Origin of the sequence: Lewinella sp. W8 (genome assembly GCF_004375085.3) — a bacterium.
GTDB lineage: Bacteria > Bacteroidota > Bacteroidia > Chitinophagales > Saprospiraceae > Neolewinella.
On record NZ_SNAQ03000018.1, the window covers coordinates 64,704 to 77,647 of the forward strand.

At 56.1% G+C, this 12,944-nt stretch carries 14 protein-coding genes; 12 read left to right on the forward strand and 2 right to left on the reverse strand.

Annotated elements, in window-relative coordinates; genetic code table 11:
• Positions 1-9 precede the first annotated feature (9 nt).
• On the reverse strand, positions 10-720 hold the full coding sequence (locus E1J53_RS18325; RefSeq protein WP_134270675.1) for a hypothetical protein: 711 nt from the start codon (positions 718-720) through the stop codon (positions 10-12).
• Positions 721-749: 29 nt separating this feature from the next.
• Entirely contained in the window at positions 750-3,167 is a 2,418-nt protein-coding gene (gene alr, locus E1J53_RS18330; protein WP_173021556.1) for an alanine racemase, read from the reverse strand.
• Positions 3,168-3,226: 59 nt separating this feature from the next.
• Between alr and E1J53_RS18335 the strand changes: the two genes are divergently transcribed.
• From E1J53_RS18335 to E1J53_RS18390, 12 genes are all read left to right on the forward strand, one after another.
• Positions 3,227-3,916 (forward strand): hypothetical protein, encoded by a 690-nt coding sequence (locus E1J53_RS18335; RefSeq protein ID WP_134270677.1) that lies wholly within the window; start codon positions 3,227-3,229, stop codon positions 3,914-3,916.
• Positions 3,917-4,291: 375 nt separating this feature from the next.
• Complete coding sequence (locus tag E1J53_RS18340; protein ID WP_134270678.1) at positions 4,292-4,507, forward strand: hypothetical protein; 216 nt, start codon at positions 4,292-4,294, stop codon at positions 4,505-4,507.
• Positions 4,508-4,757: 250 nt separating this feature from the next.
• A complete protein-coding gene (locus E1J53_RS18345) occupies positions 4,758-5,330 on the forward strand; it encodes a DUF4255 domain-containing protein (RefSeq protein WP_134270679.1) in 573 nt (190 codons plus the stop codon).
• A 6-nt stretch (positions 5,331-5,336) separates the two neighbouring features.
• Positions 5,337-6,482 (forward strand): hypothetical protein, encoded by a 1,146-nt coding sequence (locus E1J53_RS18350; RefSeq protein ID WP_134270680.1) that lies wholly within the window; start codon positions 5,337-5,339, stop codon positions 6,480-6,482.
• A gap of 34 nt (positions 6,483-6,516) precedes the next feature.
• Positions 6,517-8,190: a phage tail sheath C-terminal domain-containing protein gene (locus tag E1J53_RS18355; protein ID WP_134270681.1), complete on the forward strand. Its 1,674-nt coding sequence runs from the start codon at positions 6,517-6,519 to the stop codon at positions 8,188-8,190.
• A 41-nt stretch (positions 8,191-8,231) separates the two neighbouring features.
• Positions 8,232-8,684, forward strand: coding sequence for a phage tail protein (locus E1J53_RS18360; RefSeq protein ID WP_134270682.1), 453 nt, complete (start codon positions 8,232-8,234; stop codon positions 8,682-8,684).
• Between the two features lie 11 nt (positions 8,685-8,695).
• Entirely contained in the window at positions 8,696-9,262 is a 567-nt protein-coding gene (locus tag E1J53_RS18365) for a phage tail protein (RefSeq protein WP_134270683.1), read from the forward strand.
• Between the two features lie 5 nt (positions 9,263-9,267).
• Complete coding sequence (locus tag E1J53_RS18370; RefSeq protein WP_134270684.1) at positions 9,268-9,504, forward strand: DUF5908 family protein; 237 nt, start codon at positions 9,268-9,270, stop codon at positions 9,502-9,504.
• Between the two features lie 66 nt (positions 9,505-9,570).
• A complete protein-coding gene (locus E1J53_RS18375; protein ID WP_134270685.1) occupies positions 9,571-10,257 on the forward strand; it encodes a LysM peptidoglycan-binding domain-containing protein in 687 nt (228 codons plus the stop codon).
• Between the two features lie 5 nt (positions 10,258-10,262).
• On the forward strand, positions 10,263-12,044 hold the full coding sequence (gene vgrG / locus E1J53_RS18380) for a type VI secretion system tip protein VgrG (protein ID WP_134270686.1): 1,782 nt from the start codon (positions 10,263-10,265) through the stop codon (positions 12,042-12,044).
• A gap of 134 nt (positions 12,045-12,178) precedes the next feature.
• Entirely contained in the window at positions 12,179-12,478 is a 300-nt protein-coding gene (locus E1J53_RS18385; RefSeq protein WP_134270687.1) for a PAAR domain-containing protein, read from the forward strand.
• Between the two features lie 10 nt (positions 12,479-12,488).
• On the forward strand, positions 12,489-12,914 hold the full coding sequence (locus tag E1J53_RS18390; protein ID WP_134270688.1) for a GPW/gp25 family protein: 426 nt from the start codon (positions 12,489-12,491) through the stop codon (positions 12,912-12,914).
• Positions 12,915-12,944: the final 30 nt, after the last annotated feature.

Here is a 12,944-nt window from a genome sequence, read left to right on the forward strand (position 1 = left end):
GGGAAAGAACTACCAGGTACTGCTCTCCTCGGCGTTCGTCATGGAGCCGGTGCTGACCAGGCGATTGACTTTGGGCTGGAGCATCCAGATGCCGATGAGCAGCAGATACGAGAGCAAGGCGTAGCCCGCAACTTCCCCGCCCCGGGCGGGGCGACCCAACTCGATGGACTTAAGCGTTTTCCCCACATAATAACAGCTGTAGACCATGGCGATCAACCAAAAGAAAAACAGGAGGAACATCACCCCGACTCCCGTCAATATTTGCTGGAGGTACTCCTCCTCGGCCATACTTCCATCATCGGAGGCATCCCCGGAAAGAGAAGAGAAAAAGTCACCGAAAAAACCCCAGGCTTCCACGAAGAAGTACGCCCCCACGAATAACATCACCGCGTTGACGATCATGGCGATTTTGAACCGCTGGGGTTTCAGCGCCGTACCTTCCGGCACGTAGTGGTGCAGGCCCTTACCCACGGACCAGTACCACAAGAAATGCGTCCCGTAAGAAATCAGGAAGAGCAGGACGAAGAAGTAGAAATAGGAATCAAAATCCGCCATATTCGGCATCATGGCGTCAAAGTCGGCGTCGGGATCCTGCATTTCAACTTGCCAGGTGGTGAGATTATCCTGATAAGCAATCTGGAGGCCATACTGGTAAATGGTGACCGCGCTGATGGGAATGAACAGCAGCCAGTGTTTTGCACGGTGGAAGAATTCGAACATAGGTCAGGTGGAAATTTGCCGAAAAATAGTCATTCAGTAACATATAGGCGGTGCACCCGCTCCCCGATCCCCGTCAGGATTTCGTACGGAATCGTCTGAGCGGCAGTAGCCAGCACCTCAATATCGTGCTCGGGGCCGAAAATGACGACCTCCTCCCCTACTTCCACGCCGGGCAGATCCGTTACGTCCACGGTGGTCATATCCATACAAACTGAGCCAACGGTAGGAGCGAGTCCCGCACCGATGCGGACGGAAAACCTCCCCTCCCCCGCCAGGCGGGGAAGGCCATCGGCGTAGCCCACGCTCAGGACGGCAATCCGGGAATCCCGCAGCAATTTCCCCCGGCGGCCGTAGCCGACCGTCTCCCCGGCCGCCCGCTCGTAGACCGCCGTGATGCGGGTGGAAAACCGGAAGGCGGGCCGCAGGCTCCCCCTCCGCTGCGCATCCCCCAAACCGTAAAGGCCAATCCCCAGACGGACCATCTCAAAGGCCGCTTCGGGGAAACGGCTGATGCCGTTGGTGTTGAGGACGTGCCGCATCGGCACGACGGGAAGGGTGTCGCTGATGGCCGCAAAGGCCGCCCCAAAACGTGCGATTTGCTGCCGGGTGAAATCATCTTCCTCCGGACTTTCACTAACGGCCAGGTGCGTAAATACGGAAAGTATCTCGGGCGGAGCACTCATGCTCCGCAGGGCCCCGGCGAGCCGGGGCACCTCCCCGACCGGAAACCCCAGTCGCCCCATCCCGGTATCGATTTCCAGGTGCCCCGGGAGCTGGTACTCCCGACAGCGCCGGATACCGTTCAGGTCATGGACGACCGGTTCCAGCCCGTAGGCCTTGAGTAACCCAAAGGTGTGGGGTTCGGCGTTGAGCACCATGATCGGCAGGCCGACACCGCCCTCCCGCAACTGTCGCCCCTCCTCGGGGTAGGCAACGGCCAGGTAATCCGCGCCGTGTCCTTCCACCGCCCGCGCTACCGGGAGGGCACCACCGCCGTAGGCCGAAGCCTTGACCATCGCCATGATCTTCGTTTCGGGCGGTAATCCGCGCCGGTAGGCGTGCAAATTGTCCTGCAGGGCCCGCAAATCCAGCCGCAGCAGGGTGCGGTGGCGGCTGAGACTGAGGGCATCCGCGACCCGGTCCATCATCTGCCGACTAGCCCCCTTGACCAGGGTGGTCTGCCCCGCGAAGGACAGTCGGGGGAGTTCCCCGAGCAATTCCGCAACCGATGCAAAATACTCCACTTCGGGGAAGCCTTCGGTGATTTCCCGGGTCTCCTTCCCTACGGCCAGCAGACGATGAACTTTGCCCCGCAGCAGGGTTTCCAGGGCGCTCCGATCGTCGTTGCCGGTTGCCTGGAGGGCTCCGAGAATGAGCGTTAGCCGACCGAAGGGATCCTGCTGCCCCGCAAATTCCAGGGCGGCCGCCAGGGCACTCAGGTCATTGCTGTAGGTGTCATTGATCACGGGGCCACCGTCGCGTCCCCGCCGGAGTTCCAGGCGGTTGGCCAGGGGCCGGAGCCGCGATAAGCGCTCGGTAAGGGATGCGGAGTTTCCCAGGAAAAAGCGGGCCACCATCGCCACTAATGCGGCATTCTGTCGGTAGACCGGGGGCCAGTCTGCCGGAAAATCCAGGGTCTCTGTCGCTCCTTCCCCGAGTACTTTCAGGGAGGAAGAAACATCCCGGATGACCCGGTGCACCAGCGGGTCCCGGCTGCCGGTCATGACCCATTCCGTCCCGTGAAATAGCGTACATTTTTCCCGGAGTTTATGCTCACGACTCCGGAACCCTTCGGCGTGCGCTTCCCCCAGGTTGGTGAATACGCCGGCGGTGGGCCGGATGATGGCCGCCAACCGTTCCATCTCACCCGCTTCGCTGACGCCCGCCTCAAAGATGGCCAGCTGGTGATCCGGCCGGAGTTGCCAGACCGACAGCGGTACGCCAATCTGACTGTTGTAGGAACGCGGACTGGCGCAGACCCGGAGGTCCTCCCCGATCACTTCCTTCAGCCAGTCCTTGACGATCGTCTTGCCGTTGCTTCCCGTAATGGCCAGCACCGGAAGATCAAACTGTCGACGGTGCCAGGCGGCCAGGTCCTGCAACAGGATCAGGGGATCCTCCGCGACGATGAACTGCAGGTCCTGGCGCTCCAGAAGGGTTGCCGGCACCCGTACCGGCTGAGCCGAGTATTCCGTTTCACTCCACGCACCGTCGCCCCCTTCCTTGATCGGCCTCACTGCCTCCCGGCTGACCACAAAATGGCGACCGCCCCGGGCAATCAGTTCCGGGATGAAATCAAGACCGTGCGTCCGCTTTCCCGGCAGCGCAAAAAACAGGCTCCGGGCCGGGCGGTCCAGCCGACGGGAATCGACCACCAGGTCAAAACTGTGGTAGCGAGCGTATAGCTCCTCAATGACCGACCTACTTCCGTCGTAAATTCTTTCCACGCCGTAAAGATGCGAAGGCGAAGCGGCAAATAGCCAGGAATGGAGAGTACTTTTGTTCCATGCAAGTTCCAAAAATTCGTGCTTCCGTGGCCGACTTCAAAACCTGGATGACCACCGAAGAAGCCCTTGAGTACCTCCCCCATTGGGAAACCCAGCAAAATTGGCAGACCCACTTCGATGTGGAAGCCAAAGAACTTGCCACGGCCTACGATCTGGCGTTGGACTCCAAAACCAACCGACGGCACTATCGGCGGGGAGGCTATGACCCCAAACGAGCGATGTTGGCCCTGATGAACTGGGAACCCGACTTTGTCCGGGAAGCTTTTCGCGACCTCTTCAGCGAAGACCGGCAACTGGAGGGACGGATTCAGCGGTTCGTCTTTTACGTCAACGAGCTGTTCAACCGCTTCCGGGACGAAAAACCAAAGGACAAGACGCCCAGCCACAGCCACGACGACGACTACAACATGGTGTCCATTTACCTGATGGGGCAATTTCCGGAAACCTACGCACCCTACTCCACCAAACTGCTCCAGACCATTTGCGCGGAACTCGGGGCCAAGGAGGTGCCCGAAGCGGCGGACTTTCCCCGCTACACCAAGTTGCTGACTACCCTGCGACCGTTTCTGGAGGAGGAGCCGGAAATTCTCGACAATTACCGGCAGGTGCTCCGTCCGGTCGATTATCAGGAGAAGAGTGCTTTACTGGTCTGGTGGTGGTTCAAGATGATCGAAAAGCAGGCCGGGTAAACGCCTGGTTTATTACCGGATTAAGGGTTTTAGCGGGCACGGAGTGCAGGTGCCGGGTAGTGCCCGGGGGCGCCAGGCGGGAATGGAGTCCTCGTAACGGCGCCCAAAAGACTGCATGTTTAATCAATTACCCGCAAGGGCATTATAAATGGCGAACTATTGAAATTAATCCGTTGATGGCCTGACGCCTGCGGGCAAATTAGTGTACCTAACAATCCTACTACAATATCGTAGGTAGAAATACCTGTTATGACAGGATATACCCTTGTTTTGGCGATCAGCCTTGAAAAAATGGCCTGATCCTCCTTAATTTAAAAGCCATTCATTACGACTCCAGAAATAGTGAAAGTCTTCTTTGCAAGAGAATTTCTCTGGTTGCTCATCACAATCGTCCTCGCCGTACCCATTGCTTTTTTCTGGCTAACGGGGCTTGACATTGTGACCGACGATCCTTCCTTTGGGGAAGAGGAAAAAATCTTTGTCATGGAGCTTTTTCTGGTTGCTTATGCCGTCAGTTTCCTGGGAATCTACCTGATTCGCATGGTCGTGGCGGCGGTAAAAACCCTGGCGTTGACCCCAGCGGAAGAATGAAGAAGGCCGAGCACCGATGGCCTTTGATTTTACATACCATCATTAAATACAATCACCACAACTAACTCACCTACGTCTTACCCATAGCCAGAAAAGCTGTCTACCGCCTCAGTTTTTCTACATGCCGGACCATAATTGAGTAAGAAAGGACCGTAACGGGCCGCTTTCCTGCTCAGAATCGTCAAGCTTTCCCCCGGGAAGGCCAGGCAGGCTTTTGTCTTCACCGTAGGGAACGGGAACCAAAAAGCACATGATCCACCAGGTACTGGATATTATCGTAAAGGAACTCAACAACTTTCTGAAAAGATCCGTAAGGGGAAACGAAGACCGTGCGGTTCTGTCGGCGCTGGTGGATATGCAGGGCAACCCTGCCTTTGATGGAGAAAACAAGATGATCTGCACGTTGGTCAGTCTAGAGCAGGAAAGAGTGGCCCTGAATTCGCTGCCCGGGAGGGCCGTCAAGAAAAATGCCCCCATTCACCTCAACCTCATCCTGTTATTCTCCGCTCATTTTCCCGGCAACTACGACGAGGCGCTGAAGTTCTTGTCGCACACCATCGGATACTTTCAGGGCAAACAGGTATTCACCCCCCAGAATACGCCCGGGCTGCCTAATACTATCGAGCGGGCGGTGATGGAGATCTTCAATATGGATCTCCACTCCCAGAGCCAACTGTGGGGTGCGGTGGGCGCCAAGATGATGCCGTCAGCCGTCATGAAGCTGCGGATGGTTTCCATCACCCGCGACGTCATTCTGGAGGAAGTCAGTGAAATCACTTCCATCGAAACCACTTCCCAGCCACCATCAGCTTCCGGACAATAAGCGCCCATGAATATTTCCTATCATCCCTTGTTGAAGCTGGGCATCCGGCACGCGTACTTTCCGGAGGAGGACGGATCGGTGGTCCGGATAATTCCAACCCGAAGTACGGCCGCGGCCATGAAGCAATTTTCCCTGCGGATGGTAGATCGCGGGTCCGGCACCCAGGAGCTGTTTTATGGTACCTATCCCCCGCGTACCAGCCCGTTACTGGACCTGGAGGATCCGCTTTCCCTGTCCTTTATCCTCCGGGTAGAGGATGCTTTCTTTCAGAATTACACCGAACTCCCCCTGGAGGAGTCCACCCAACATCTGGCCTACTTCACCAACCTGGCCCAGAATTCCGGGCAAGTGGGGGAAGGTAAGTTACTGGATGGCGGAACCCGATTGCCGCTGGCTCCGGCAATCATTACCCGCGAAATTGAGGAAGGCTCTACGATCACGTTACTGGACGAATTCGGTGAGACAATCGCGAATTACCCGCTGCCCGACCCGCTCAGCGAGAACGACCTTTCTCCGGATATTTTCTCTTTGAAGACACGCTTTCAGAAAGAAGAAGACGGGCCGTTTTTTCTCCGGCTGGAGATCAACCTCACGGTATTACCGACGGCCAGGTACGCACTGTCGGTCGACGGTCAGGAGGAAGACCCCTTTATTCCTTCCCACGACGGGCTGCAACGGGGCGACGTTGGCATCGTTACGGTCCACCTCGGGAATCTGGGCGACCACGGCCAGTACGTACTCCAGGGGGATAACATCCTTCCCGAAACTTACCTGATGTCTTTTGCTGCCCGCAAGACCATCTGGCGGTACCACTTTATTGACCGTAATGACTCCGGTTATTCCGGATGGAGGATTCTCAACGAAACGAGTCCTGCCGACGATTTTCCGGATGGAAGTGAGCCCCCCGAGCAAAAGCAACTCCCGGGCGGTGATACCGCTCAGGTGATCGCGTCTACGAAGGCCCTCCCCTTACAACGGGTACCCGACCGTAAGCTGCAACTGAGCGTGACGCAGGAGCAGGGCGGGCAGGAGCACCAAATCACCATTCCGTTACCCGTCGCGGACGGCAATCGCATAAGCAACCAGGGATTAACGTCCGATCATCAACCGACGGTACCTCCCTATTTCTCGGACATATTCGTCTACCTGTAATCAACCAAAGACATCAACTTCATAAACCTGTACCATGGCCAGAATTTATAAGACCCCAGGGGTTTACATTGAGGAAAGGAGTGCCTTTCCCAATTCGGCGGTACCCGTCCCGACGGCCGTACCAGCCTTCATCGGCTACACCGAAAATGCCATTCGCGATAAGAAATCGCTGATACTCAAACCGACGAAGATCAGCTCATACGGAGAGTACCTCCAATTTTTCGGAGGCGCCCCGAAGACCAAGGTAACCGTAACCGGCACCGGTGACCCTACCCTCCCCTACGACATCGCCATCACCGAAAGCTACTTCACGCTCCACAACCAGATGAAGATGTTCTTCTCCAACGGAGGAACGGATTGTTACATCGTATCCGTCGGGAAATACGTAGACGATGACGGTGCGCCGGTAACCGTGAACCTGGAGGAACTGAAAAAGGGTATCGCTCCACTGCTGAAGGAACAGGAACCCACCATGTTGGTCATTCCCGACGCGGCGATCGCGCCCGTCGATCCGGCCGACCAGGAGAACGCCGTAAAGGCAATTTACACCCTGTATCAGGACATGCTCAAGCACTGTGGCGTTGACATGCAAAGCCGTTTTGCCATCACCGACGTATGGATGGACCGGGCCAAGTACGACACGGACGACTACGACATGCAGGCCGACGTCAAGCTCTTCCGGAACGGCATCGGCACCAATAACCTTCAGTGGGGCGCGACCTATTTCCCCTGGCTGCACACCAGTGCCATCGCTCCCGACGAGATTACGCTGCTGAACATTGCGGAGTTTGGCGCCGAGGGGGATGTGCGGCCCTTCCCCGATGGAACCTTCAACGACAAGAACGAAATCATCGACAAGGCCGCCTTTAAGTCGAGTTTAATTGACGGAGCGGCCACCACCCTGGCGGGGCTACTGGACACGGCCTTAAATCAGGACGTCTACGATGGCGTCCTCAAGCATTCGGCCGCCACGGACATTAAAAATTCGCTGCTCATCGGTACGGACGACGAGCCCGGACTGCTGAAGCTGGATCGTAACAACGCGGATGACGTCAAGCGAGTGAACCAGGGGCTGACGTCCGTCAGCAGTATGTTCAAGGCCGTGCTGCGGGATGTTCGCAAGGAGTTGAACCTGCTGCCCCCCAGCGCAACCATGGCGGGCATCTACTCGATGATCGACAATACCGTCGGGGTGTTTCAATCTCCGGCCAACGTTAGCGTAGGCTCGGTGATGAACCCGGCCGTAAACATCAGTGCCGACCAGCAGGAAAGCCTGAACGTCCCCATCAACGGCAAGGCGGTAAACGCCATTCGGTCCTTCCCCGGCAAGGGAGTGCTCGTGTGGGGAGCCAGAACCCTGGACGGAAACAGTCAGGACTGGCGCTACATCAGTGTACGTCGTACGGTAATCTTTATCGAGCAATCGATCAAGTTTGCGGCCGAGCCCTACGTATTCGAACCCAATACGGCAGCGACTTGGTCCAACATGAAGGCGCTGATCGTCAACTTCCTGACCAACGTTTGGCAGTCGGGAGCCCTGGCGGGCGCAACGGCCGAAGACGCCTTCAGCGTAGACGTCGGCCTGGGAAGTACGATGACCCCGGTAGACATCCTCGATGGCTACATGCGCATCAGCGTGAAGATTGCCGTCACGCGTCCTGCTGAATTCATCGTCATCACCTTCGAGCAAAAAATGCAGCAGTCATAATCTGCTAATCAATCAATAACCATACCTAAATCACCATAATTATGGCTGGAGAAGCACAGGAAGCACCGTGGCCGGTGCCCAAATTTCATTTCAAAGCAACCATCGGATCGAAGGGGGAAATCGCCTTTCAGGAAATTTCCGGCTTAGACACGGAATACGACGTGATCGAATACCGTGCCGGCAACAGCATTGACTTTTCGACGGTCAAAATGCCCGGACTCCGGAAGGGCTCTGACGTCACCCTGAAGAAGGGAATGTTCAAGAGTGATTCGGCGCTGTTCACCTACTTCAGTGAAGTGAAGATGAACACCATTGCCCGGGAGACCGTCACCATTCAGCTGCTGGACGAGGAGCACAGTCCGATGTTCACCTGGACCCTGAAGAATGCCTTCCCCATGAAGGTGTCGGGTACGGACATGAACGCCCAGAACAGTGAAGTTGCCGTCGAGGAGATCGTCCTGGCGCACGAGGGACTGACCTTTGAAGCCGCTTAAGTAGGATATCCATGAAAATCAATTTACCGCAGTACGTACCGCCCGTTGGTTTCTTCTACTCGGTACAGATTTTGGGGGAGGGCGCACCGCCCTCCCCTCCCATGGACGGTGCCTTTCAGGAAGTTTCCGGGATCAGCGTCAATATGGAGACGGAATCCATCAAGGAAGGCGGCCAGAATCGCTTTGCCCACAAGGTTCCGGGCAGGACCAGCTACGGGGACCTAGTCCTGAAACGGGGCCTGATGGTCAAGTCTTCCGGCCTGGCCGACTGGTGCAAAAAAACCTTGGAGGGCGATCTGTCGCAGAAAATCGAACCGAAGACCATCAAGGTAATTCTGCTGGAAGCCATGGACGAAAACCCCGGCGGCTTGATGAGTTGGAAATTCGTCAATGCTTATCCCATCAAGTGGGAACTCAGCTCATTGGATGCGCAGAAGAGTGAGTTCGTCATCGAAAGCATCACCTTCACCTACAGCTACTTTGACCGGGAAACCGAGCGGGCGGCGGCAGCTTACCCGAAGACTCCGCGCCCCAAACCGGCGCCGAAGAAAAAAGCCCAACCCAAACCTAAACGATAATCACCATGCCAATTGAAATTCGTGAGCTGATTATTGAGGCCAGTTTGGCCCGCTCCGAAGACCGGGGGGAAGAGTCTGCCCGGTTGCTTACCGAAAAAGACCTGGAGGAACTTCGGGAAACACTCGGCTCCGGGGGTGGACAGGGGGCCAGTAATTCGCTTACAACCTCCTACCGGCAAAAGTTGGTGGAGGAGATTTTACGGGAAGTAAAAAAGATGCTGGAGGAAGAGCGAAGGAGGTAGTCTCGGGCGTGAGCACCAGGGGTAACACCCGCCAAAAAACCGTCGAATAATTTTAGCCAAGGGGAGATGCCAGAGAACAAACTAAAAATCTACGCCTACGAGGACGACAACTTTACCCAGGCCGCCTCGGGAATGTCCCAGCCCCTGGAGGTGAAAATAAACCCCGAGGGGTACAAGCGCTCCTTCATTCCCCTGAAGGCGGATAAAAACGACGTGGAGAAGCTGGCCCGCGGAGAAATCGTGGACGTAAAAATTATCGACCCACCACCCGAAACCCTCGATCTTGAGCTGATTTTTGACGGTACGGGCGCGATCCCCGGAACGGGGGACGTCACCGATGAAATTGAGCTGCTGAAAAAGTATGTCCTGCTCTACAACGGTAAAATCCACTCAACGAATTACGTCAAAATTGAATGGGGAGGGTCTTCTGATTTGATCTTTAAGGGGCAGCTGAAGAGTATGTCCGTTGACTACACGCTGTTTGACCCCAACGGCAAACCCCTGCGGGCCAAGGTGAAGGTTGCCTTTTCACAGTACATCAATTCCGAGATGCGCGAAAGCCTGAAGCAGAAAAACTCTCCCGACCTCACGCACGTACGCACCGCCAAAGCCGGCGACAACCTTCCGTTGATGTGTTACCGGATTTACGGCGATTCGGCTTACTACGTACAGGTAGCCGAGGCCAATCACCTCGACAACGTCATGGTGCTGGAACCCGGCCAGAAAATTGTTTTTCCGCCCATTAAAAAATAACCTTCATGCCCACTACTCCCATCAATCCGGAAATGGATTACGTCTCCTTCGACCTCCTGATCGACGGCAAGGACATCAGCGACGCCGTGGACGTACTCTCCGTGGAGGTCGAGCGGGAGATCAATAAGGTTTCCCGGGCAGTAATCGCCATTCTACTACCGAGGGGTGACAGCAACGACAAGGACTTTGCCATCTCCGAACAGGACAACCTGGCCCCCGGTGGAGAGCTGGAAATCAAACTGGGTTACGAATCAAAGAATAAAACGGTCTTTAAGGGACTCATTCTCCGCCAGCGGCTGAAGGCGCGGGGTGGCCGGAGAACCGTGCTGGAGGTGGTTTGTCAGGACAAGGCCGTGAAACTTACCCTCGGACAAAAAATCCGAAATTTTGCCGACAAGAAGGACAGCGACATCCTGAGTGCGGTCATCGGGGAAACCGGCCTGGAGAAAGAGGTAGAGGCCACCACCTACCAACACAAGCTGTTCGTCCAGCCCCAGCTCAACGACTGGGACTTCATCCTCACCCGCGCCGAAGCCAACGGGATGATCGTGTACACCAACGACGGAAAACTCATGGTCAAAAAGCCCACCAGTAGCGATGACCTTTCCTTTGAGGTGGATTACGACACTTCCGTGCTTGAATTTGACGGAGAGCTGGACGCCAGTCAGCAGCTTCCCGCCACCTCCGCCAAGGGCTGGGACTTTGCCAGTGGGGATTTCGTAGAGGGAAAATCCGCCGAGCCAACGGTCAGCACCATTGGAAACATTACCGGCAAGAAGTTATCGGAGACGATGGGTTCGGCGGACGTGGTCTACCAAATGAGCACGCCACTGGAATCCGGCGAACTGAAGGGGCTGGCCGACGGGGTGTTGCTCCGCTCCCGCCTCGCCAGCGTGCGGGGAAGAGTGGTGTTTTTCGGCAACGCCACGCCGGAGCTCAATAAACTCATCACCCTGAAGGGATTCGGTGCCCGCTTCAACGGCAAGGTGATTGTTTCCCGGGTACGCCACGTGGTCCGCGAGGGGCTTTGGCGTACGGAAGTTGGCTTCGGAATTGATCCCGAATGGTACTTTCAACGCAGCACGCCACACACCGCCAAGACTCTGCTCCCCGCCATCCAGGGACTTCAGAACGCCACGGTGGAGAAGATCGATGCCGACGAGGGAAGTGAGCACCGGATCAAGGTTAAGGTGCCCGTACTGGATTGCAGTATCTGGGCCCGCCTGGGCACCTTCTACGCCACCAACGGGCAGGGGACCTTTTTCATGCCCGAAGTGGGTGATGAGGTAATTGTGGGCTTCATCAACGATGACCCTCGTTTTGCCGTCATCCTGGGGAGCCTGTACAGCAGCAAAAACGCTCCGGCCTACACGGCCGATGCGGACAATTCCATCAAGGCCTTCACCACCAAGGCCCAACTTAAAATTGAACTGAATGACAAAGACAAAATCCTGACCATTGAAACTCCGGCGGGTAACAAATGCACCTACTCGGATAAGGATTCCTCGATCGTGATCGCCGATCAGAACAGTAACACCATCACGATGGACAGCAATGGCATCACCCTGAAGAGTGGTAAAGACATCACCCTCCAGGCCACCGGAAACGTGAACGTCAAGGCCAATCAGGCGATATCCGCCCAGGCCAGCGGCGGGGACGTAGCCCTGAAGGGGCTCAACGTGACGGCCAACGGTAACGTGGGCGTCACGCTGAAGGGCGGTGCCACCGCCGAACTCAGCGCGGGAGGCAACACCACCGTTAAGGGTGCCATGGTGATGATCAATTAAGCCAGACTTCCCACCGGTCAGCCCAGCACTATAGAAGCCAGACTGCAATACACGGCACCTGCGCTCCGTCGCCCCCCGGCCTCCGCTCAGGTTACAATTTCCAACCACATTGCCAAGAAAAATCAAAGAACAATATGCCACCAGCCGCCAGATTAACCGATATGCATACCTGTCCGATGCAAACGCCGGGCACCCCGCCGATTCCCCACGTCGGCGGGCCCATCGTCGGTCCGGGAGTACCCAACGTTTTGATTGCCAAAATGCCGGCGGCAGTGATGGGTGACATGTGTACCTGCGTGGGGCCTCCCGACAGCATCGTCAAGGGGTCCGCCACCGTAATGATTGGCGGCAAACCCGCTGCCCGGATGGGAGATACCACGGCCCACGGAGGAAGCATTGTCATTGGCGCACCTACCGTAATGATCGGTGGATAACTAATGCATCATGGAAAACCGTAAAATCAAATCTTTTCTTGGTACAGGCTGGAGCTTCCCCCCTCAATTTCTGCTGGACACGGGAAGTATTTCCATGGTGAGCGAAGAAGAAGATATTCGCCAAAGCCTATTCCTCCTGTTTTCTACTACTCCCGGAGAACGTGTCATGAAACCGGAATACGGCTGCGATCTGCACAGTCTGGTTTTTGAACGGCTCACGCCCTCCACCGAGAATCAGATGGTGGACATGATCCGCACGTCGATCATTCGCTTTGAACCCCGGATCATTCTGGAGGACGTCGTGGTGGACATGGTTGACGCCTATCAGGGGCGCATTGACATCGGGGTACGGTACACCGTCCGGATTACTAATTCAAGAGATAACATCGTCTATCCCTTCTATTTCAAGGAAGGGACAAACGTATTCAATATGTAAAGCCGACTGGTTGAAAGAAAAGGGCACAAG

What these genes read in the sequence shown, in the direction of transcription:
- E1J53_RS18325 (WP_134270675.1), bottom strand. Translation starts at nt 720, where the DNA reads ATGTTCGAATTCTTCCACCGTGCAAAACACTGGCTGCTGTTCATTCCC.
- E1J53_RS18335 (WP_134270677.1), top strand. Translation starts at nt 3,227, where the DNA reads ATGCAAGTTCCAAAAATTCGTGCTTCCGTGGCCGACTTCAAAACCTGG.
- E1J53_RS18345 (WP_134270679.1), top strand. Translation starts at nt 4,758, where the DNA reads ATGATCCACCAGGTACTGGATATTATCGTAAAGGAACTCAACAACTTT.
- E1J53_RS18350 (WP_134270680.1), top strand. Translation starts at nt 5,337, where the DNA reads ATGAATATTTCCTATCATCCCTTGTTGAAGCTGGGCATCCGGCACGCG.
- E1J53_RS18355 (WP_134270681.1), top strand. Translation starts at nt 6,517, where the DNA reads ATGGCCAGAATTTATAAGACCCCAGGGGTTTACATTGAGGAAAGGAGT.
- E1J53_RS18360 (WP_134270682.1), top strand. Translation starts at nt 8,232, where the DNA reads ATGGCTGGAGAAGCACAGGAAGCACCGTGGCCGGTGCCCAAATTTCAT.
- E1J53_RS18365 (WP_134270683.1), top strand. Translation starts at nt 8,696, where the DNA reads ATGAAAATCAATTTACCGCAGTACGTACCGCCCGTTGGTTTCTTCTAC.
- E1J53_RS18370 (WP_134270684.1), top strand. Translation starts at nt 9,268, where the DNA reads ATGCCAATTGAAATTCGTGAGCTGATTATTGAGGCCAGTTTGGCCCGC.
- E1J53_RS18375 (WP_134270685.1), top strand. Translation starts at nt 9,571, where the DNA reads ATGCCAGAGAACAAACTAAAAATCTACGCCTACGAGGACGACAACTTT.
- vgrG (WP_134270686.1), top strand. Translation starts at nt 10,263, where the DNA reads ATGCCCACTACTCCCATCAATCCGGAAATGGATTACGTCTCCTTCGAC.
- E1J53_RS18385 (WP_134270687.1), top strand. Translation starts at nt 12,179, where the DNA reads ATGCCACCAGCCGCCAGATTAACCGATATGCATACCTGTCCGATGCAA.
- E1J53_RS18390 (WP_134270688.1), top strand. Translation starts at nt 12,489, where the DNA reads ATGGAAAACCGTAAAATCAAATCTTTTCTTGGTACAGGCTGGAGCTTC.